The following is a 21,413-nucleotide window of genomic DNA, read 5'->3' as shown; positions in this document are numbered from 1 at the left end:
GATTAGCTTCGAAAGAGCTTCCAGAGAAGGTATTTTTCAAATTATCTCCTGTTCTAAACTCTAAAAACGTAAAGAATTTCATTAAAGTTTATTCTTTTTGATAAAATTCCTTGCAGCCTGATGAGCGGGGTGTTTTCGTTTTGCATATTTCTTGACGGTTTTAAAATATGCTTTGGCCTCTGACTTCTTGTTTTCTTTCATCGCAATCTGTCCAAGTTGGACTAAGGAATGAAGGTAATACCCGCTTTCTTGGGATTCTGATTCCTCTCCGTAGGAAAGAGTTTGTAAATAATAGCGCTTAGCTTCAGCCTGATCTCCGATCCGCTCATGAAATTGCGCCAAATAAAATGCTGCATATCGCCCACTTGTGGATTCGTAACCTGTTTGTCCTCTTTCGATTCGGCGAAGGATTTCTTCAGATTCCTTCACAGACTCAGACCACCTTCCAACTGAATATAGATGTCTGGCATAGGAACGATGGAAATAGGGATTGTTAGGAAATTTGTCATGCAAATATTCTGAAATCCGGAGCGCCTCATACGGTTTTTTCTCCTCAGAAGCGTATAACCGAAACAAAAAATACATCGCCTCAATCCGGGTATAAAATGCATTCGAGGCAACATACTCCAACTGCTCGATTCCCAACTCTTTATCCCCTTTGCCAAACAAAGCCATTACAGGTCTTAGTAGGGGGTAATTTTCCGGAATCCATACCGAAAAATAATTGTATAACGCATCGCCGAGAAGAAGCTCTGGATTAAATTCTTCCTCTCCCCTACTCAACTCCATGTATTTTAGCGCATTTCTACCTGCCCAGGCTGCCCGTGTCCAGCTTTTTCTTTCCGAAAGCAATCTCCCCTGAAAACCATAACCTGCCGCCAAAAAAAACGCTGCTTCCTTATTGGTTTCATCTTCCTCATACATCCGCTCGGCTTTTTCATTTGCCCGATCGATGTAGGCCAGAAAAATATCATCGTACTTTTTGTTGGTTACATCAACCTCTATTCTCCACCAATAACTCAATGCCATCAAAAAATCTGGTAAAGGATGATCTGGATATTGATAGGAAAGCACGCCAAAATCCCGCTCTGCGGTTTCAAAGTCAAAATCATACATGCTATTGATCGACTTTGTCACACGAAATTGCAAGCCTCTGTCCAGCAATAAATAAGGGGATTGATTAGCTATCTTTCCCTCTTCAGGTGGAGGGGATTGTGCCCACAGGTTTGCGCTTGCAAACAGGCAAAGAAAGAATAGTAGAACACGCAGAAGGGTAAAATTCATTTTCATTACAATGGAAGACAAAATTACTGCTTATCTCAGACAATACCGTAGATTAGTGGACTCGAACCGTTAATTTATGCCAAAAGACCTGTCCCCTTTAGCACAACGAGTGCATGACTTAATAGATTTTGACAAGCGGGTTTATTTTTTCTGTATTGTGCTGCTTTTTATTTTGATTCGCTACCTGACCAACGAATTAATCCTGGAAGCTGTTCCCAATTCACAGGAAGTCAAGGATCAGGGAGCCTTCACTTTTTTCTACATTTACAGTACACTCGGTTACCTGTGGACCCCATTCGAATTGCTTTGGAAGTTTACCTTAATCTCATTTTTACTTTGGTTGGGTGCGTTTTCTCTGGGATATAAAATCCCCTACAAGTCTCTTTGGCAATTTGTCTTAGTGGCTGAATTTATTTTCATCTTTCCGGAGTTAATTCGTTTTTTGGTCTACATCAATCCCGAAACAGCCGAATCTTTTTCCGAAATAAAAGCATATCGTCCCCTCTCGGTTTTATCTTTAGCCGGATATGAAAACGTAGCCCTTCGGCTCCGGTACCCATTAGCCACCCTCAATTTATTCGAGTTGCTTTACATGGTCCTATTGACCATAGGCATTCATAGCTTGAGCGGGCAGAACATGAAAAAATCTGCTTTGGTGGTCGTTGCGGGGTACCTAATCCCCATGGCAATTTGGTTGACTTGGTTTAGTTTAGTTTACCGAGATTGATTTTTTTTCGAGGACCCAGCACAGCGTTTTGAGCAGTATTTGACCGCTTCCCAGTTTTTTTCCCATTTCTTTCTCCACAAAAATGGCCGGTGACAAACTGGACAGATTTTACTCGGCAAGTGTATTTTCTTCATATTAAGACCAACGTTTTGACAAGGTGTGTTTTCCCAGAATGCGCTTAGACTCCAGCACGACCTCCGGATCTTTTTGTGCAGCCCATATTCGATCCCGGGCCTCAGCTGCCGCCTTTTCGGGATGAACAATCGGAAAGGGATAGTCTTTTCCGAGCTCAAAATCCAATTCCTGCTGTTCTAAGGGTTTCAGCTTCCAAGGCTCGTGAATAAGACCAGGTGGCAATCCCCTTAATTCAGGTACCCATTTTTTTATAAAAGTTCCTTCTGGATCATGATCCTTTGATTGTTTTACGGGGTTGTAAATTCTCACAGTATTGATCCCGGTAACACCCGCCTGCATTTGAAGCTGAGGATAGTGAATCCCCGGTTCAAAATCCAAGAAAAGTTGCCCCAGATGATTGGCGCCATACTTCCAATGCTGCCCAAGATGGTGAGTCAAAAAGGAAACCAACATGGCCCGCATGCGAAAGTTGAGATATCCGGTCTCGATCAGGCAGCGCATGCAGGCATCTACCAGCGGAAACCCGGTAAGTCCTTTTTGCCAGGCTATTAATTTTTCCGAATCAGGTTCCCCCTTCATTTTGAAAAAACCTCGATTAATATCCTCAAACTCCATTCTGCATTCCATCTCAAATTTTTGGATAAAATGACAATGCCATTGAAGACGGGACTGAAAATTGGCCATATCACGCGGGTAAACACCTGCCTTCTTCCTGTCCTGGGAAAGCTGGTAAACCTGCCTAATTGACAAACAACCCCATGCCAAATAAGGAGAAAGACGACTGCAACCCTTTCGGGAAAGTTCAGGTTTACTAATGTGCCGGCTGTAGTTTTTGATTCTTTCCTGAAGAAAACTTTGAAGGTACCGATGTGCCCATTTTTCCCCTCCACGCTGCATGAATGGATTAGGTTTTTGCCATTCCACCGGAATTGGGTTTTGAGGAAAAGAAGCCCAAAATGTTTCGGATGGGTAAAAAAAATTTACCTTTTCCAAATCAACCTGAGCGATGGGACTAGAAACAAACTTCTTCCAAAATTGAGACCATGATACTCGATTTTTTCTTCCCCGCTGGACCCCTTGCTGTGAATATTCCACCCAAGGTATCTTCCTGGATTTAAGAAAACTAGCAATCTTTTTATCCCGTTCAAAAGTGACTTTAATACCTGTTTCCTGATGGGATAAAACTTCATCAATGGTGAAATTTTCAACTAGTTTCTCAAAAACCTTAGGGGCCTCTTCGTAAAAGATTACCGGTCGAGATGAATAGGGTTTTAATTGGGCTTGAATGTCTACCAAAGATTCCCACACAAAGCGCCAGTGCCGCTGATCGCTCTGGGTGGCTTGAACAAGTGCAGGTTCAAATATATACATCAACATAACCGGTAAGCCGGAATTTGCAGCAGCTAGAATCGGAGCATGGTCCTGAAGTCTCAGGTCGCGCTTGAGCCAAACGACGGATATTTTTTGCACATGCTAAAAACCTTATCTGGCTCGCATGGTTTGAACTTCATGGGAAAAAAGGTAAAATTTTCTGAACCAGAGCTAGATCGAATTATTGAAATGGCCTGGGAAGATCGCACTCCATTTGAAGCGATCCAAGCTCAATTTGGAGTGAATGAATCTCAGGTTATTGCTCTGATGCGGTCAAACATGAAACAAAGTAGCTTCAAAATGTGGCGCGCCCGAGTGCAGGGAAGAAATACCAAACACTTAAAAAAGAGCCCAGAAGACCTAGACCGATTTCGTTCCAGTCGTCAAAAATCAATCAGTTTGAATAAAATTTCAAAGCGATAACCCCCCATGATAAGGCCTCAATACACCGCAGGATAATAATTGTCTAGGGAATTCCAGGTGACCTTAAACTATCAATTCTAAACATAGGAATTCGGGCATTCCTTAAACCATCTTCGAGAACCCCCAATCAATCCTATGGTTTTAGTATTATTCCCTGGAGAATAAAAGGAAGTATAACTTATAACTTTGTAAAAGTGGAATATTGGCAGAACGGAAAAATGCTTTTTAAATCGATTCTGGTTGGGTAATTTAAGTCATTCATCCCTAAGTAGTTGAAAAAATTGATAGCTAATAAAAAAGCAGCCTTCCAGCTGCTTTTTATCGTTCAATTTCCACTTTTTAGAGGGTTTCAAAAGGCCATCTTATAATTCCTCCGGCCAAATTTTTGCAATTTTTAAAACCCATTTCTGCCATGATTCCGCAGGCTTGCCCACTTCTGTTTCCACTTCGACAATAAACCAGATAGGTTTTGTCTTTAGGAAGGTGTTGAATTTGGTTGGTAAAATCTCTAGCCATCAAATCCAGGTTTCGAGCACCTCTGATTTTACCAGATGAAAACTCACCGGGAGTTCTCACGTCTAGAATTACAGTATTGGGTTGCAGGGTCAAATCATGAAATTCAGCTGCGGAAATATCCTCGTAGTTTTTAGGTTTTGCTTTAAAGAAGTCAAACATGGTTGTTTTGATAAGTTTAATTTTCTGATACAAAACTACCCCCAAACCTGATGTAAATCAGTAATAAAAGTCACAGCTCAGCTTTCACCGTTTTGAGTTTCATTCTCAATTCAATGATTGTTAAGCGAATCAACAAAACCCATGGGAAGCCATGAAAGAGTAAGTCGCCCCAATCCATCAATTTCATGCCCACAGCCCCTCCTGCTACCCAACGGAGTTTTCCCCAAAGGTGAGGTTCAGGCAAAAGAGGAGCCAAACCCAAAATCACTGTGAGCATCAAAACTGTAATCCAGTTATTGAGCGGATTTAAAGATTTCAAGCTTTCTTTTTTAGCCATGGGTAGGTGATTTGGGACCAAAAGGTCTGTGGAAACTCTTCTACTTTCTCAAAGCCCAAGGCTTCGTTTTCTCCATCATGAGGGATGTAGGCCGTACCGAATAAATAGTCCCAAATACTCAGCGTAATCCCATAATTGACTCCATGTGGACGATCCGATGGCAGATGCTTCACGTGATGCCAGGTGTGCATGATCGGATTATTCAAAATATACTTGAATGGCCCATAGGTGATTTTAAGATTAGCGTGATTGAGGTGTCCGACCGCAATCGTGAAAATATGTAGGATAAAGAAATCATCCAACCCAAATCCAATCATGGCTAAGGGGAGGTATTGAATTGATTTATACACAAGGGTTTCCATCCAGTGATACCTAAGGTGAGCGGCAAAGCCCATTTGTTCAACCGAATGATGGACTTTGTGAAACTCCCAAAGCCAAGGCACCCGATGAAGCATACGGTGTACATTCCACTGAATAAAATCAGCCACAATCAACATCAAGAGAAACTGCCCCCAAATCGGCCAAGAACTAATTTCTATAGCGATCAAATTGGTAATCCCGAATAGGCCCAGAAAATCGTTAAAAAGCTCCACCACTACATTGGAAAGCGCATTGTATAAAATAAGTGAGAACAGGAAAAAGTTAAAAAACATGTAAAACACATCCAGCCAAAAATCTTTTCTGAAAATCGGTTGGGATTTTCTCCAAGGCACAATAACCTCCAAAGCAAATACTGCGATGGAAAGTCCAGTTAGCCAGTAGAAGTAATTATGCCAAGATGGATAGAGAATTTCCGAGGTCAGGTAATTCCAATACCCATAATAGCCATCTAAAATTATTTTAATATATTTTTCCAAGTTAAATCCAAGTTAAAGCGCCATCAGCTCTTTGCCTATGATGTAAACACCCATGATTAACACAAACCAACCAAACCCTGTTTTTAAAGCCTTTTCGTTTATTTTTTTGGACAGGGCACTGCCAATGAATATACCGACAACTGAAAGACCGGTAAAAATCAACAGCATTTGCCAATCGATAGTTTGATTGCCTAGATCACCCAAAAATCCAATTAGCGATTTTGCAGCGATAATCAACAAGGAAGTCCCCACAGCCATTTTCATGGGGAGTTTAGCCAAAAGAACCAAGGCAGGAATAATCAGAAATCCCCCACCGGCTCCTACGATTCCGGTAATCACGCCCACCACCGAGCCCTCCAAGGCAATCATTGGAATATTGAATTTCACCTGAACCTCCCCTTCCTCCTTAAGCTTCTTATTATTATCCTTAATCATGGAATAGGAAGCTGCAAGCATGATGAGCGCAAAGAAAACCATAATTCCAATATTTTTAGTGATGGCAAACTCACCCACTGAAAACAAGGGATCCGGAAGCCAGGGAACAAGGAATTTACGAGTTAAGAAAACTGCAACGAACGAAGGAATGGCAAAAACCACTGCGGTTTTATAATCCACCTTACCTTGCTTCATGAAATTACCTGCACCGACTAGAGAGGTGGTTCCTACGACAAATAGCGAATATGCCGTTGCCAAAACCGGATCCACATCCAATATATATACCAATACGGGAACCGTGAGGATTGATCCTCCTCCTCCGATAAGGCCTAAACTCACTCCTATCAGCACGGCTGCTGCAAATCCAATGAGGACAATGATATCCATAATTTCAAATTTAAAGTTTTACCTCACAAAAGTAGCCTGATGCCATTGGACGGAGCAGTAACAAATGTCACATGTAGAAAAAACAAAACGGAAAAGGAAGTTTCAAAAGCAGTGTAATCGACATAATAAATCTGATAAAGGGGAAATCTGATAGGTTTAAAAACCAGCCCTGTTAAACGTGGACATATCCCCCTCACCAAACAATCCCCTTTAAAGACAATAAGATAATTCTCAAACCATAATCAAAAGTGGAACGGTGGAATGATAAGCCATTTCAATGGATTTACTTTTTGCCCAGAGTTGATGCCAAATCCCCCGATGGGAATGACACATGGCTAACATGATATTTTCTTCTTGATTGAGAAAATCTTCAATTCCAACATTAACCTCATCGGATTCAATCAAATGGATTTTAGAAGCCTGAGCGGGGAATTTATCCCGTATATAGTGTTCAAAACCCAAGGCTAGTATCCTTTCCCTGAAGCCCAAGGTAGTCTGCACATGCAACACTTCTGGCTTAGCAAGCCAATCCGTCGAAAAATGATACAGCCAATCAATGAAATTCTCCTCATGATCTTCAAATTCCAAAGCTAAAATTAATCGGGTAATTCCCTTGATTTTTGCTTCTTCGGGTACCAGTAAAACCGGAACAGCGGACTCTTTGACCAGGTTAGCAGCCGTAGTCCCAATCAAAACCTTTTTGACCCCGCTGGCCCCTTTGGTTCCCATCACAATTAGGCTAACTGCTTCCTGCTCGGCCAATCGGGCCAAAGTGATGGAAGGAGTTCCCTCCTGCACTTTTCCTGTCAAATGAACTCGGTCATCTTCATATTTTTCCTGAAGCCTTTGGATCAGCTTTTCTGCATCCTTATACATACTGTCCAAAGCTAAAGCGGCCTGAGATGCAAAATCATAAACCAGTTCTACCACATGGACTAAAATGATATCAAGCCTCTTCTCTGGGATTAAGTTGAGTGCGAATTGCAATGCTTTTTCAGAATTTTTGGAAAAATCAACGGGAATTAAAATTTTCATGGCTTCTTTGATTTACTTTCCTAAAATACAGCTATTTGAATAAAATAAACAGGACAAAAGTCACCGGAAAATAAATTTTATTTCAAACAAGAAGCAGGGCTGAATTTCGAGTTTGGAATAAACACCCAATCGAGATTTACACAGATTCAAAAATCTGAAAAAATCAGGATCGTCAATCAATCTCACCTCCCAGCAACGATGAAAAGATAGCTGGGCACTTACCCCCAAAAACTACTTACTAATCAACTCCTCAAAATCATCCCGGATATAAATTACGTTTCTTCCCAGTTCGATCCATTTTTTCTTCTCCAACTGCTTGAGCAAACGAGAAATTACTTCCCGGGAAGTCCCCAATTCATTGGCAATTTCTTGATGGGTAGTGTGAAGCTCGTTGGTTTTATGCTGCTTCATTTTGGTGACAATGTAGCGCATCAAACGTTCATCCATTCGTTTAAAGGCCACTGCATCCAAGGCAATGAGCATTTCCTGAAATCTATTTTGGTAGGTAGAGGATACAAAATCCTTCCACTGTTTAAACTCATCGGAAAGCTGCTCATGAACGGCCACCGGAAGCGCGATCAAGGTGGTGGGTTCCTCTACAATTGCTTTGATTTCTGAAGGTTTGGAGGCAGTGCAACAAGTCAGTGAAAGCGCGCAAGTCTCACCGGCATCCAAATAATACAAAAACAATTCTTTCCCGTCCTCATCCATTCGAAGGACTTTAATGGAGCCTTCAAGAACGATGGGGACCATCTTGATGAATTTCCCAGGCTCCATTAAGACCTTTCCAGGCTCAAGTTTCATGAGTTGGCCTTTCTCCAGAATAAGCTCCAGAAGCTTTGGATCAGTAAAATTAGGTAATGCGCTTTTGAGTTCTTCGACAGTCATGGTAGATAAAAAACCGAGAATTAGTAATACGACAACCGTGAAATTAGTGATAAAATCACAAACTGAATCTTCCCATTTTAATAGTTAAGCTTTTACTGTAGGTTTTTTCTAAAAAACCAAGAAAGGTGATGAAAGTCACCAAAATCTTTAGGGAGGATCCTTACCTTTTGAATACCAAAACGATCTAGCTATGAACCATTATCAAATTGTAATTATTGGCGGGGGAACTGCCGGAATTACAGTCGCCGCTCAACTCAAACGAAAAAACAAAGCGTTGAAAATCGCAATTATCGAACCCTCAGAAAAACATTATTATCAACCAGCTTGGACGCTAGTCGGAGCAGGAACCTTTGACTTTAACGAAACCGAGCGAGATGAGGCTGATTATATTCCTAAGGGAGTGGAATGGATTAAAGATAAAGCAACCGATATCAAGCCTGAAAAAAATTCCGTTCATACCACCAAAAGCGGTGAAATCACTTACGATTTTTTGGTCGTTGCTCCTGGATTAGTTATGGCTCCCGAACTTCTTCCCGGTCTTAAAGAAGCCATGGATAAAGGTGTCGTTTGCAGTAATTATACCGATCCAAAGCATACTTGGGAGGTATTGAAAAATTTCAAAGGGGGAAATGCGGTGTTTACTCAGCCTACTACACCGATCAAATGCGGAGGTGCCCCGCAAAAAATAATGTATTTGGCTGAAGATTACTTTCGAAAGAATGGCTTACGGGATAAAACCAATGTGATTTTTGCCACTCCCGGGACTGTGATTTTTGGTGTTCCGGATTTTGCCCGGACCTTAAACAAAATCATCCATGAACGAGACATCATTTTTAAACCTTTTTATGCACCCATAAAAATTGATGCAGAAAAACAGGACATCTACTTCCAATACATCAAGCCCGGTGAAAGCAGCAACTGTGGAGTTACCGCAGAAAATCCCATTGGTGAAGAGTTGACCGGGGATACCGAAATAAAGCTTCATTTTGACATGCTTCACCTTGCTCCTCCTCAAGCTGCTCCAAAGTTTATTCAGGAATCTGCTATTTCTATTCAGGAAGGCCCGGGAAAAGGATGGGTAGACGTGGATATCCATACCCTTCAGCACAAGCGTTTTGGAAATATCTTTGCCTTGGGAGATGTTGCTCATCTTCCCACCGCCAAAACTGGAGCGGCCATTAGAAAACAAGCGCCGGTAGTAGTAGAAAACCTATTGAAACTTATCCAAACCCAAAAAGTCGGTCAGGCCACCTATCAAGGATATTCTTCCTGTCCCTTGGTCACCGGTTATGGAAAAATGGTTTTGGCCGAATTCAAATACGATAATATCCGGGATAGTGACCCTTTAATTTCAAAATTGGTGGATACCTCCAAAGAACAGTGGAGCATGTGGCTTCTTAAGAAGTACGGCTTACCGTTCATGTATTGGAATTTGATGTTGAGGGGAAAAGCCTAGGGTGAATTTAATGAAGCCCGATGGCAGGTTATCGGGCTTTTTTTGGAAGAAATCGAGAGACAATTTTCCCTGAATTCACTTTTTTCAAAAGGTCAAATCTAAATTTCGATAAGATGATGACAACTTTTCCACCCATTTACATGTTGAAATGAAAATTAACTGACTGACAATAAATGGCATGAATTCAGTCCAAAAAAAACTCTTCAGCACCTTAATTTTGGTCATAGGCTTGGGATTTCTACCCATGGGTTGTGAAGTTTTTTGCAATGATTCCTGTGGATGCGGTCCTCAGTTTGAGGTAAAAGATTTTAGAATAACTGCTTTTGAAACTTTAACCTTAGCTGAAGATGGGCAGCGGATCGACCCCAGCACAATTTTACCCTATACCCAAACCACTAAATCCTTTCGGATTGCCCAATTTGAAACGATCGCTCAGAAACCACCTTCAGGAGTTTCATTTCCTGGAATGGCCATGGCTTGTAGCCCTATTCCTCCTCAGTCCGTCGAACGGATGACAACTATTTCCCTGATTAATAAAAAGGAACAAATCCTTTCGGACGGGACCGTCTTGAAAATTGGAGACCAACTCAACCCCTTTGTAGAGATGAGTTATTTTTTCTCCTCCCAGACTTATCCCATTTCAGATTTTTTGGAAGGAGGATTGACCTTGTACACGGATGACTTATTTAAGTTGGTCTGGCAAAAAGCACCCGGAAAAGAAATGGTTGTGGAGTTTGATTTACATATTGAACTGGAGGGTGGAAGGGGCTTTGTCTTACCCAACGAAATCCTCAGTATTCGCTAGTCGTGTAAAATATGATAAAAATCTTATTTATTTTTCTTTAGATTCATTCCAGATAAGTTATTTTTGCCTATTCGTTTCCAATCACCTCATCAAATTCATGACCGCAGACCAATTGCCCCTTCTCAAACAAGCTGTAATCCGGGAAGTAAAAGACTCACCTCTACGGATTAATCTGATGGAATTGGGCTTTTTACCTGGGAAAATCATCTCTCTGCATCATGTAGCCCCGGCCGGTGGTCCCATGGCATTTTTGCTTGAGGAAACCATCTTGGCCTTACGAAAAAATGAAGCTTCTCTGTTGGAAGTACAACTTCTCTGATCGTTCATGTCCGACTCAACTCAATCTACTGCTGTTAATACCCCAAAAATCGCCATCATCGGAAATCCGAATGTAGGCAAGTCCACTATTTTCAATCAGCTGACCGGCCTGAATCAAAAAATCGGGAACTATCCCGGTGTTACTGTGGATAAAAAAACGGGGGTCATGAACCATGAGGGAAGCAGTTACCAACTCATTGACCTGCCTGGCACTTACTCGCTTTATCCCAATTCGGAGGATGAAATTATTGCCCACCGGGTTCTCAACCAGCAAAGTGAAATCGAAAAACCGGAGTTTGTGTTGATGATCATCGATTCACTTCAGCTTTCTCGCGGTTTATTTTTAGCTTCCCAATTGATCGACCTGGGTCTAAATCTGGCCTTGGTTTTGAATATGTCTGATCTGGCCGAAAAAAAGAAAATCGAAATCAAAGGGTTTGAATTATTCAAAGCTTTGGGAGTCCCCATCCTAAATACAAATGCCAGAGCATCAAAGGGATTGGACGAAATACGAAACCTGATTCATCAGCGTAATTTTACCAAACCAGCAGAGTTTTTGAAGGTCAGCGAATATTTGGATCCCGCTCTATTGGTGGATGTGAAGGAAAAATTTGAACTGGACACGGATTACCAGGCTTATCAATTACTTCGATTTGGGCTGAAAGACCGGGCCCTTTCACCAGAAAAACGGGCTTGGATTGCAGACAAACTAGCTTCTATCTCGGTGAATCTTGAAGCTGCTCAACTCGAAGAAACCAAGCTTCGTTACCGAAAAATTACCGAGATAATCGAAAAGGTGGTTGTCAAAAAAGAAGCTATCCCTCCGGCCACAAACACCCTGGATAAAGCTTTTCTCCATCCCGTTTTTGGCTACCTGATCTTTGGGGCTATTTTGCTGTTGATATTCCAGGCAATTTTTGCATGGGCCTCCGTGCCCATGGATATGATTGATGGTTTTTTTGCCCAATTGGCCAGTTGGGCAAGCAGCAACTTACCTGAAGGTGTGCTGTCTAGCCTTATTTCTGAAGGGATTATTCCAGGAATAGGAGGCGTGGTCATCTTTATCCCACAGATCGCCATGCTTTTTGGTTTTTTGGCGATTTTAGAAGATACCGGTTACATGTCTCGAGTCGTTTTTATGATGGATCGATGGATGAAGCCTTTCGGATTGCATGGAAAAAGTATAGTTCCCTTGGTTTCTGGAGTAGCTTGTGCAATTCCAGGGGTCATGGCGGCGCGGAATATTGGAAATTGGAAAGAAAAAATCATTACCATCATGGTGACTCCTTTAATGAGTTGCTCGGCCCGATTACCTGTTTACATTATTCTTATCGGTTTGGTGGTGCCCAATGAAGTGGTTTTTGGATTTGTCAATTTACAAGCCTTATCGCTTTTGGGATTGTATGTTTTGGGAGTGGTCGGAGTTCTTTTCACCTCATTTGGGCTTAAGAGTATATTAAAAACCTCCGAGAAAAGCTACCTGATGGTGGAGCTTCCCAGCTACAGGACTCCAAGGTGGAAGGATGTCTTGATGACCATGTATAGTAAATCTTACACTTTTGTCACCGAAGCGGGAAAGGTTATTTTAGCCATTTCAGTGATTTTATGGGTGTTGGCGAGCTATGGCCCACCGTCCAAAATGGAAACGATCCGAGCAGATCGAGATCGTCAACTGGAATTAGCCCAAACGCCCGAAGAACGAGAAATGATCGAAGTAGCCACCTCTTCAAAATTACTTGAATCCTCCTTTATTGGAATCATGGGCCATGCCATTGAACCCGTGATAAGACCTTTGGGCTACGATTGGAAAATCGGAATCGCATTGATCACTTCATTTGCGGCAAGAGAGGTTTTTGTGTCGACGATTGCCACAATCTACAGCATCGGCGGAGATCCAGAGGATGACTTGACGATTAGAGAAAAGCTCAATTCCCAAATCAATCCCAACACCGGAGAAAAGACCTTTAACCTTCCCACCGCATTTTCACTGATGGTCTTTTATGCCTTTGCCATGCAATGTATGAGTACAGTGGCTGTAGTCTATCGGGAAACCAAAGGTTGGAAATGGCCGTTAATACAAACGGTATACATGACCATTTTAGCTTATGTATCTGCATTGATCACCTATCAAATCTTATCTTAATATGTGGCAAGAAATCATCCTGGGAATACTAGTATTGTCAGCCTTGATTTTTCTGGGCCGAAAATACCTCTTCAAATCCAAAACCGCCGCCGGCTGCGATAAATGCGCCAAACCTTGATTTTTGAAAAGAAAGGAAAAGATTCCTAATTTTTTGATAATTTCAACTCATGGGCAAAGTCGCCAACCAAAGTATTCAAACCACTATTTTTTCTTACCTGGGTGTAGTAATTGGCTACTTCAATGTTCTTTGGCTTTACCCCTATGCCTTGGAAGCGGCCCAGCTGGGGACCTTTCGAACCATTCAAGATATGGCTTTGCTTTTTGTTCCTTTTGCACAGCTCGGTTTAGGTCATGGAATTACCCGGTTTTTCCCGAAATTAGAACAGGGTCAATCTGCATTTCTGAGTTTCAGTTTACTTTTGGCTTTGGCTGGATTCCTTGTTGTGAGTTTACTTTTTTGGTTTTTCCAACAGTCGATCATCTCCTTATTTGCGGTCAATTCCCCCGATATCTTACCCTACCTAGGGATCGTATTACTGATTACATTCATGGCACTGATGAATTCGATTCTGGATGCTTACAGTCGTTCTTTTCTCAAAGTAGCCATTCCTACATTTTTCAGAGAGGTATTTATCCGGCTTTTGATAGGACTTTGGGTTAGTTGTTTTCTAATGGAGTGGATCAGCTTTGATCAACTCATGCTAGGGTTGGTTGCTATTTATGGAATTCCACTAGTGGGAATGCTGGGATATTTAGGATGGTTAAACGTCCTTAAACTGGATATCCGATGGAATAATTTCCCTCCGAATTTCAGACGATCTTTTCTTCGATTTAGTCTGATTACTTTTTTGGCCACTGCTGCCTCTACCCTCATTATGAAAATCGACAGCGTGATGGTCAGTTCAATGATCAGTCTAGAAGCCAATGCCATTTATACCATCGCATTCAGTATGGCCTTGGTCATCGAAATGCCTCGTAGGGCTATATCCCAAGTCGTGATGCCGGTAATTGCCGATCATTTTTCGCGGGATGAATTTGCTGAAATTAACCAGATTTATAAACAGGTAAGCCGTAGGCAGCTTTATATCTGCCTCTTGTTATTTGTAGGACTTTGGGCTAATATCGATTCGATTTATCATTTTATTCCCAATCGGGAAATCTACGAAACGGGGAAATGGGTAGTTTTTTTAATCGGCTTGGGAAAACTCTTCGACGTAGCCTTTTCAGTCAATTCAGAGATTTTGGTTTTTTCAGCGTATTACAGGTTTAATTTAACTGCCACGATTTTGATGAGTTTTTCAATCATTGTGTTGAACTATCTGCTGATCCCGAGTTTTGGAATTGTGGGAGCGGCCATGGCTTCAGCTTTAGTCATGCTGGTATTTAATCTTTGGAAGTATTTTTATTTGAAGCAAAAATTGGGTTTTGTACCCTTTGATCAAACCACCTTAAAAATCCTTTTGATCGGAGGATTTAGTCTAATTATAACAGCCAATTTACCAGCGATGGAAAATCCGTTGCTAGCTATAGGAATTAAAACAACCTTGATATTGGGAGTTTACCGATTGGCAATTTTACTGAAAATTTATGGCCAAGAAGAATTGGATTGGGTCAGAAAAAAGATAAAAAAGCCCGGATCTTAGAGTGTTACAAACCTCCTTATAGACAAGATTTGAGCTGCCTTGAAACCGCAAACTTCCACTGTTATCCTGTCCTTGCGGACGAGGCCCCGAAAATTCGGGGTGAGGCCTGTTTTTGGAGAGGGCTTCACTCGGTATTTTGTTAATTGTGAAGTTTGAACATGTCAGCGATCCGAGCTCTTGTCAAATATACGAGATAAAATCCGCACAGTTAAGACTTATCCCTGCTTATTGATTCAAGATAAAAAATTACCAAATACAAAACCTATTCAAACCAAACCTAAAGGATCTACAATATGAAATAAAATTCTAAAAATAAAATTAATACAAAATATAAATCCTAATTAAAATCAAATTTATCCGACTAGCAGAATTATATTTCAAAGATAAATTATTCCAATCTCTATTTTTAACTTTAAATTTGCATCGCAAAACCCAGTAAACAATGTATTTGATCAAAAAGCTCATCGTCTGCCTCGACCAAACCGCATTGGACAAGACACTGATCCAATATGCGGCATTTATCGCAAATGTCAATCAGACCAAAAAAATCTATTTCGTCAATGTGATCAAAAACCTTTCCGTGCCTAAGGAGGTGCTGTCCGAATTTCCCAATCTGGTGGAAAACATGGTCAATGAACGACAGCAGGCTATGGAGCTGGCTGTAAAAGAAAACTTCCAGGGTAAAAAGGATATCTCGTTAAATTACATCGTCAAAGAAGGCTCTTTATCCAAAAAAGTATTAAAGCTTGCAGAGGAAAAATCTGCAGACATGATCATTATCGGAAGAAAAGTCAGCTTGCCCGGCACGGGTGTTGCGTCACTTCGATTGGCAAGGAGAGCGAGCTGCTCCCTTTTGATCGTTCCTGAAAATTCCACACCAAAAGTGAATAAAATACTAGTTCCCTCCGATTTTTCAGATTATTCCAAAGATGCACTTGAGGAAGCTGTTATGATTGCCGAAAAGCATGGGAATGTGGAAATTGTTTGCCAAAATGTGTATTCGGTACCCTCCGGTTATCATTTTACAGGTAAAACCTTCGAGGAATTCACCCAAATCATGGAGATGCACGCCGAGATCAACTATAAAAAGTTTATCCGTAAAATTGACACCAAAGGAATTTCCATCACTCCGGTTTACACCAAGGACGATGACGATGATCCAGTGGAGGAAATAGTTTCCAAGGCTAAAGAAATTAATGCAGATGGCATTATCATTGGAGCAAAAGGCAGAACTGCAGCCACAGCGCTTTTTATAGGAAGTATGGCCGAACGCTTAATTCAATACAATGATAGTCTTCCGCTTTTGGTCACTCGGCCAAAAGGAAAAAATGCGGGAATTTTGGACTACATTTTAGAAATTTAAAGAAAAGGGAACTGCAGGGGGTGAACAGCAATAGAAAAATTTAGCCAGTACCAGTCAGGGGAAAAGAAAAGTCCGCACTTAAAAACAGCGTTTTACCCCGGATACTAACTGGAAAACCAACCCAGGTTGAAGTCAATCTGCTTTGGTTACAAATCCTCTGATTTAAATGCATCACCTTCTCGAAGGTCTCCGGACTCAGCCCCCTAGTGAACCAACTCATTCGTTGTTGGGATGTACCATGGATGAAAGAACCCGGAATCACCTCTCCCCCTAAACGCATTTGTAATCGGTCATCCCCAATCGCATGGGTTGCATTTCGTGCTTCCTGGAAATCTCCAGGCTCCATCATTTCACTGATTTTTTAGCTATGATGGGCCCAAACACTTGCTAGAAAATCCGCTTGGAATTCTAGCCAAACCGAATAATGCTTGTATTCGGTTTGGCTGATTAGACTGCGGAGACTTTGAACTCGGCCTGTGATCCCCATTAGATTTTGAATAGGATGACCCACGTCGTGAGCGATCACATAAGCTTGAGCAAAATCCTAGGGAGCATGGAGCATTTGGGCCATATCTTCAAAAAAACTCAAATCGATGTAAAACTTTTCATCTGTTTATAATTTTTTTTTAGCGGTCATATGGAATCTTCGCATTGATTATAATCATCCCTCTGTGTGTCGCTTTAGTCTTGCTCGATTTCATCTGATTATAATTTGTTTTTGAACGGTCAGATGGAAAACCCTGGATAATCATTCTCCTGCGTGTCGACTATTCGACATGGGTATTTCATCTGTTTATAATTGGTTCTTCAGCGGTCATATGGAATCTCGCAATTCTAATCATCCCGGTGTGTGACGGGTACATCATGCTCGATTTCATCTGCAGGAAAATAAAAAGGTCCGGTAGCCGAAGTGGCTTAGCCACAGGCAGAAGAAACCGAATTTGTAAATCAGACCAAAGTAGGTTCTCGATAATCCTCCAACAGCTGATTCCATCCCCCTTCGGTATCGGTCAGAAAAACTGAAGTGAATTCGGCCAGCTCATCTACTTCCGAACTGGGCTGATAAGGAGACTCGGTGTTTACTCCCTGCCCACCGCCACCCAAAAACCCACCAATAAAATCCAAAGGATTTGTGCCTTTGACTACTGAAAATAGGATCACTATTCCTAGGATTACCAAACCGCCTTTGGAGAAAAGAAGCTTGATCAAAAAACCTAAAAGAAGGGGGTTGATTCCCCCTCCACCCGAACCGGAACGGCCACGTCGGTCCTCCATATGAGTACTTTTTCTTCTCCCTTACCACTTCAAAACTTACCTGTCGATAATGTATCCTGACCTTATAAAAATCGCATTCAGATAAAATCCTTTTTTTGCTTGATTAAAATTAACCAAATTGAGTTTTAAGATTTGAATCAACCCTAATTAAATTCTACTATGAATCCCAAATTCAACCTAAAAACCCTAGTGTTGTCCACTTTCATGTTCAGCATGATTTCTTTTACTTATGCTCAAACCGGCGTAGGCGTAGCCCCTATTGCAGGCTCAGAGCTCATGTTAGATGGCAGTAAGGAGATGCTATTGAAAAATTGGGACTATTGGAAAGGCCCTCGTTTTTCTGCTGAAGACCCAATCAAATGGCCAGAAGTCAAAGATCCAGTCACCGGAGGGAAAGCCATTAGCAGTAATGACCCCGCCGGTTCAGGAGGAAAATATGGTGCAGCCGATATTGTCACCAAAAAGAAATACCGGGATTTTCGGGCACATGTCGAATTTCTGATCAAAAACGAAGGAGGAAACAGCGGTGTTTACCTTCAAAACCGCTACGAAATCCAAATATTAGATGGAGACTATGGACTTCATGGACTGGCAGCGGTAATCAATGAGCATTTGCCAACAGTGAACGCTTACAACGGACTGGGAAAATGGAATGCCTATGACATCCTTTTTAAAGCCGCTCGATTTGAAGATGGCGAACTGAAAGAAAAAGCCCGGGTGACCGTTTATTTCAACGGCAAAAAAATCCACGAAGATGTCAGCATTCAACAAGTTTGGGGTGGACCTAACTCCGGATTGGATGGGGGAAATGATGGTGGAAAGGGAATTACCGATAGACCCGGGGGATTGAAACTACAAGCTGAAGGGCATGATGTACTCTATCGGAATATTTGGATTAAGGAAATGGACCTGGATGGCAAAAGCACGGATTTTTAATTTCCAAAATCCTCAAAAGGAAAAAGTCAGTTGACTAGTCAAACAGAAAACCCGACTCCATGAGCCGGGTTTTCTTGAGTTTAGTCCTACTGGGTTTGAAATCAATCTTCCAATTCATATTTTAAAGTTCTTCCCTTTTCCACTGCTGGAAGCCCTTCGGTCATCCAAAGTGGTGCAGGAGCCCCTTTGAGGTAATGATCAAAGAACTGACTCAGTCGTACAGAAAGGTCTTTTCTGTTTTTTCGTTGACGAAGATTATGATCTTCTCCATTGTATTGAAGCAACCAAGCGGGTTGATTTAATCTTTTTAGGGCCATAAACATTTCGATTCCTTGATACCATGGCACAGCACCGTCTTCATCATTGTGCATAATTAACACCGGGGTATTCACGCGATCCATAAAGAATAAAGGGGAGTTTTCGATGTAATACAGAGGTTTCTCCCATAGTGTTCCTCCGATTCGGGATTGTGTTTGCTCGTATTGAAACATGCGGCTCATCCCCGTGCCCCATCGAATCCCACCATAGGCAGAAGTCATGTTGACTACCGGAGCACCTGCGCCAGCAGCCTTAAACATATCAGTTTGGGTAATCAGGTAGGCCACTTGGTACCCTCCCCAGCTTTGGCCTTGAATCGCCATATTATCCACGTCCACAAATCCTCTAGCAACGATGGATTGTACACCGGGAATAATGCAATTGTAGGCACTTGGACCTGGAAGCCCCAGGTCATACTTGATATCTGGTACAAAAACCAAGTAATCGTTGCTGACAAAATACGGAATATTGATCGTAGATGCTGAAGGAGCCGGAGCTCGGTAATTGTGGAGGCCATTACTGTTCCGCTCATAGAAATACACCATCATGGGGTATTTTTTATTCGGATCAAAATCATCAGGCTTAAACAACAAGCCTTGCAGCGGTACTCCATCATTGGCCAAGTAGCTAACCAATTCCACAGATCCCCATTTTACATTGGCTTGCTGCGGATTTAGATTGGATGCTTTTCTCAAATTTTTCAGAGTCAAATCGCCTAAATACAAATCCGGGTTTTCCTGATAGGTACTTCTTCTTACCGTGATCTCTTCTGAATCCTTTGCTTTATTAAAACCAAAATACCTGTGATCAGTCATCAAAATCTGTTTGGGTGGATTTTGGGTAGTCAGGCTGGACTGATAAAGACCGGACTGCTTGTTGACCTCATTGAACGCCGTCAGATAAAGTGGAGCTTTCGGATCGATGGAACGCTCTTCCCTATCCAAACTTAATCTCCTAAACTCAATCGAATTAGCTCTGCCTTGCCCTTGTGTAATATTGACAGCCTGGCTAGGATTTTTTGGATCAATTTTCCAAATATCATAGCGATCGTTAATCAATATCGCTTGATCATCTTCCAGCCAACCCGCCGAACCATAGCTTCCAGGAAGGGAAGGAGAATCATGCAATTCCTCGTAGAAATCCACCTCCAGTGCTTGGGTAAGGTTTATTTTATTTTTCTGAGCAATATCGTAAGCGATCCAAGTGGAATCGGTATTGGCATACCAGGTAATGTATTTTCCTTCAGGGGAAAGACTCGGGTAACCGGGCAGTTCTTTCTCCACTAATGTCCTTTCTCCGGTAGTAAAATCAATGATGTAGACATCCCGTCCAATCTGAATGTCCCATGAATAATTTCTTCGATAAGGAGAATCAGTCCAAACCAAGGCAAAATCCTTTTCTATTTTATTTTCGAGAATTAGGTTATTGATTTCTCTAGTCTCCAGCTGGGTAATTTTTTGAGTTGCCAAATCCAGCGTGGCAGTGTATGACCTTCGCTCCTCTCGAGACTTATTCCGTAGCTGCATGGGTTGGATTTCGGCATCTTGCCAGCCCCAAATGTCCAAACTCACCCGCTCTTCCTCCAGGATTGTAGTATCCGATTCATAAGCAAAATCAACGTAATCGTCCGCTACTCCGAAAAACAACCGCTTTTCATCTTCTGAAAAACGAATCGAAGCATGCTCACTCAGGCGACTATTTTCCAACAAACCCGTTGAGTTTTGATTGACCAGTTCTTCCAAAGCCAACTCTTCGGTTGGGGTCAAGTAAAGCTGATAATACGGCTTCTCCGATTTGGATGAATCATTGGTAGAAATAAAGGTTAAATAGGATGACTTGGGTGAAAAAGTCACCTTGGAGTATTCTGTATTCCCCTCATGGACAGCTAGGCTCTCCCCTGTGGACAGATCCAAAAGGTGAATAGCCGCATTATCTAAGGTATCCTGTTCAGCTAAAACATACTGGAGAAATTTCCCATCTTTAGAAAAACCATAACTTTTTACCCGTTCAAATTCATAGCTTGTCTCACCGTCTAGACTCCTCACCAGTAGTTTGGTGCCATCCGTTTTCATTGGCTTTTCTGCTTTTGCCGTAGAATCTGCCTCCTCTTTTTTAGCCGGTTTTTCTTTCTCAAAATGAATGGCAATCCAGCTGCCTTCTTCTTGCGGAATGGCAAAAGATTTCACATTGGCTATTTTTTCTAATTCCCCAGCATTCAAATTATAAATAAAGAGACTGTCCTTCGGCAGGTCATCTTTTTTTGTTTTCTTCAATTTGAGCAGACGAACAGAATCTTTTTGAGGCACGATTTTACCCACCACAAAAGCATCATCAGGTGTGAAGTCCCATCCTGATGCGCGTTGGATTACCGTCTTTTTGGTTACATCTTTAAAGGGCAAAAGCTCCAAGAGGCCATCCCCATCTTGTGGAGAAATCGAATAGCCTACCCATTTTCCATTTTTGGTGATTTTCTCTCCCCCAAGGCTCTCCCAGCCATCGTAATCATCATGGGTCAGGGACCGCTTTTGTTGTGCCTCTGCCCCTGAATAAATCAATAAGGCTAAAAGCCATACCTTCAGTTTTGTATAATTCAGCATATAGT

19 protein-coding genes and 2 pseudogenes are annotated in these 21,413 nt (G+C 41.8%); 9 read left to right on the top strand and 12 right to left on the bottom strand.

The window, feature by feature from the left end:
• Positions 1–81: 81 nt before the first annotated feature.
• Positions 82–1,284 carry a tol-pal system protein YbgF gene (locus Q0L00_RS03765; protein WP_297335640.1) on the bottom strand — a complete coding sequence of 401 codons (1,203 nt, stop codon included), beginning with the start codon at positions 1,282–1,284 and terminating at the stop codon, positions 82–84.
• 76 nt (positions 1,285–1,360) lie between these two features.
• Between Q0L00_RS03765 and Q0L00_RS03760 the strand changes: the two genes are divergently transcribed.
• A complete protein-coding gene (locus Q0L00_RS03760) occupies positions 1,361–2,011 on the top strand; it encodes a sulfate ABC transporter permease (RefSeq protein ID WP_297335526.1) in 651 nt (216 codons plus the stop codon).
• On the opposite strand, the gene Q0L00_RS03755 is transcribed toward Q0L00_RS03760, so the two are convergent.
• Together Q0L00_RS03755 and Q0L00_RS03750 are read right to left on the bottom strand one after the other, a co-directional pair.
• On the bottom strand, positions 1,999–2,145 hold the full coding sequence (locus tag Q0L00_RS03755; protein WP_297335525.1) for a DUF2256 domain-containing protein: 147 nt from the start codon (positions 2,143–2,145) through the stop codon (positions 1,999–2,001). The two genes, Q0L00_RS03760 and Q0L00_RS03755, sit on opposite strands and share 13 nt — an antisense overlap.
• Position 2,146: 1 nt before the next feature.
• The gene (locus Q0L00_RS03750; RefSeq protein WP_297335524.1) at positions 2,147–3,616 is read right to left on the bottom strand and encodes a deoxyribodipyrimidine photo-lyase; all 1,470 of its coding nucleotides are present in this window, start codon (positions 3,614–3,616) and stop codon (positions 2,147–2,149) included.
• 39 nt (positions 3,617–3,655) lie between these two features.
• Between Q0L00_RS03750 and Q0L00_RS03745 the strand changes: the two genes are divergently transcribed.
• Positions 3,656–3,940, top strand: coding sequence for a TIGR03643 family protein (locus tag Q0L00_RS03745; RefSeq protein ID WP_297335523.1), 285 nt, complete (start codon positions 3,656–3,658; stop codon positions 3,938–3,940).
• Between the two features lie 339 nt (positions 3,941–4,279).
• Here the strand turns inward: Q0L00_RS03745 and Q0L00_RS03740 are convergent, their stop codons facing one another.
• The 6 genes from Q0L00_RS03740 to Q0L00_RS03715 all read right to left on the bottom strand — a co-directional run bounded on the left by Q0L00_RS03740 (position 4,280) and on the right by Q0L00_RS03715 (position 8,554).
• Positions 4,280–4,615 (bottom strand): rhodanese-like domain-containing protein, encoded by a 336-nt coding sequence (locus Q0L00_RS03740; protein WP_297335522.1) that lies wholly within the window; start codon positions 4,613–4,615, stop codon positions 4,280–4,282.
• 70 nt (positions 4,616–4,685) lie between these two features.
• Complete coding sequence (locus Q0L00_RS03735) at positions 4,686–4,952, bottom strand: hypothetical protein (RefSeq protein ID WP_297335521.1); 267 nt, start codon at positions 4,950–4,952, stop codon at positions 4,686–4,688.
• A complete protein-coding gene (locus Q0L00_RS03730) occupies positions 4,931–5,809 on the bottom strand; it encodes a sterol desaturase family protein (RefSeq protein WP_297335520.1) in 879 nt (292 codons plus the stop codon). The genes Q0L00_RS03735 and Q0L00_RS03730 overlap by 22 nt, the downstream gene beginning before the upstream one ends.
• 12 nt (positions 5,810–5,821) lie before the next feature.
• Positions 5,822–6,631 (bottom strand): sulfite exporter TauE/SafE family protein, encoded by an 810-nt coding sequence (locus tag Q0L00_RS03725; protein ID WP_297335519.1) that lies wholly within the window; start codon positions 6,629–6,631, stop codon positions 5,822–5,824.
• 231 nt (positions 6,632–6,862) lie between these two features.
• Positions 6,863–7,666, bottom strand: coding sequence for a universal stress protein (locus Q0L00_RS03720; RefSeq protein ID WP_297335518.1), 804 nt, complete (start codon positions 7,664–7,666; stop codon positions 6,863–6,865).
• A gap of 231 nt (positions 7,667–7,897) precedes the next feature.
• Positions 7,898–8,554: a Crp/Fnr family transcriptional regulator gene (locus Q0L00_RS03715; RefSeq protein WP_297335517.1), complete on the bottom strand. Its 657-nt coding sequence runs from the start codon at positions 8,552–8,554 to the stop codon at positions 7,898–7,900.
• 190 nt (positions 8,555–8,744) lie between these two features.
• Between Q0L00_RS03715 and Q0L00_RS03710 the strand changes: the two genes are divergently transcribed.
• The 6 genes from Q0L00_RS03710 to Q0L00_RS03685 all read left to right on the top strand — a co-directional run bounded on the left by Q0L00_RS03710 (position 8,745) and on the right by Q0L00_RS03685 (position 16,282).
• A complete protein-coding gene (locus tag Q0L00_RS03710) occupies positions 8,745–10,010 on the top strand; it encodes an FAD/NAD(P)-binding oxidoreductase (protein WP_297335516.1) in 1,266 nt (421 codons plus the stop codon).
• A gap of 178 nt (positions 10,011–10,188) precedes the next feature.
• Positions 10,189–10,815, top strand: a complete 627-nt coding sequence (locus tag Q0L00_RS03705) for a hypothetical protein (RefSeq protein WP_297335515.1) — start codon at positions 10,189–10,191, stop codon at positions 10,813–10,815.
• 97 nt (positions 10,816–10,912) lie between these two features.
• Positions 10,913–11,134, top strand: a complete 222-nt coding sequence (locus Q0L00_RS03700) for a FeoA family protein (protein WP_297335514.1) — start codon at positions 10,913–10,915, stop codon at positions 11,132–11,134.
• 6 nt (positions 11,135–11,140) lie between these two features.
• The gene (gene feoB / locus Q0L00_RS03695; protein WP_297335513.1) at positions 11,141–13,276 is read left to right on the top strand and encodes a ferrous iron transport protein B; all 2,136 of its coding nucleotides are present in this window, start codon (positions 11,141–11,143) and stop codon (positions 13,274–13,276) included.
• Between the two features lie 167 nt (positions 13,277–13,443).
• The gene (locus Q0L00_RS03690; protein ID WP_297335512.1) at positions 13,444–14,919 is read left to right on the top strand and encodes a polysaccharide biosynthesis C-terminal domain-containing protein; all 1,476 of its coding nucleotides are present in this window, start codon (positions 13,444–13,446) and stop codon (positions 14,917–14,919) included.
• A 442-nt stretch (positions 14,920–15,361) separates the two neighbouring features.
• A complete protein-coding gene (locus Q0L00_RS03685; RefSeq protein ID WP_297335511.1) occupies positions 15,362–16,282 on the top strand; it encodes a universal stress protein in 921 nt (306 codons plus the stop codon).
• A gap of 40 nt (positions 16,283–16,322) precedes the next feature.
• On the opposite strand, the pseudogene Q0L00_RS03680 reads toward Q0L00_RS03685, so the two are convergent.
• Together Q0L00_RS03680 and Q0L00_RS03675 are read right to left on the bottom strand one after the other, a co-directional pair.
• Positions 16,323–16,769 (bottom strand): annotated as a pseudogene (locus tag Q0L00_RS03680) (neutral zinc metallopeptidase).
• A 461-nt stretch (positions 16,770–17,230) separates the two neighbouring features.
• Positions 17,231–17,566, bottom strand: a pseudogene (locus Q0L00_RS03675) (neutral zinc metallopeptidase); the annotation flags it as partial.
• Between the two features lie 195 nt (positions 17,567–17,761).
• On the opposite strand from Q0L00_RS03675, the gene Q0L00_RS03670 reads away from it, so the two are divergent.
• Positions 17,762–18,493: a DUF1080 domain-containing protein gene (locus Q0L00_RS03670; protein WP_297335639.1), complete on the top strand. Its 732-nt coding sequence runs from the start codon at positions 17,762–17,764 to the stop codon at positions 18,491–18,493.
• Between the two features lie 101 nt (positions 18,494–18,594).
• Here Q0L00_RS03670 and Q0L00_RS03665 read toward each other — a convergent pair whose 3' ends face one another.
• Positions 18,595–21,408 carry a prolyl oligopeptidase family serine peptidase gene (locus tag Q0L00_RS03665; RefSeq protein WP_297335510.1) on the bottom strand — a complete coding sequence of 938 codons (2,814 nt, stop codon included), beginning with the start codon at positions 21,406–21,408 and terminating at the stop codon, positions 18,595–18,597.
• Between the last annotated feature and the right edge of the window lie 5 nt (positions 21,409–21,413).

It is taken from the genome of Algoriphagus sp. (genome assembly GCF_024305035.1).
Classification (GTDB): Bacteria; Bacteroidota; Bacteroidia; order Cytophagales; family Cyclobacteriaceae; genus Algoriphagus.
This window is presented reverse-complemented; position numbering and strand designations above follow the sequence as displayed.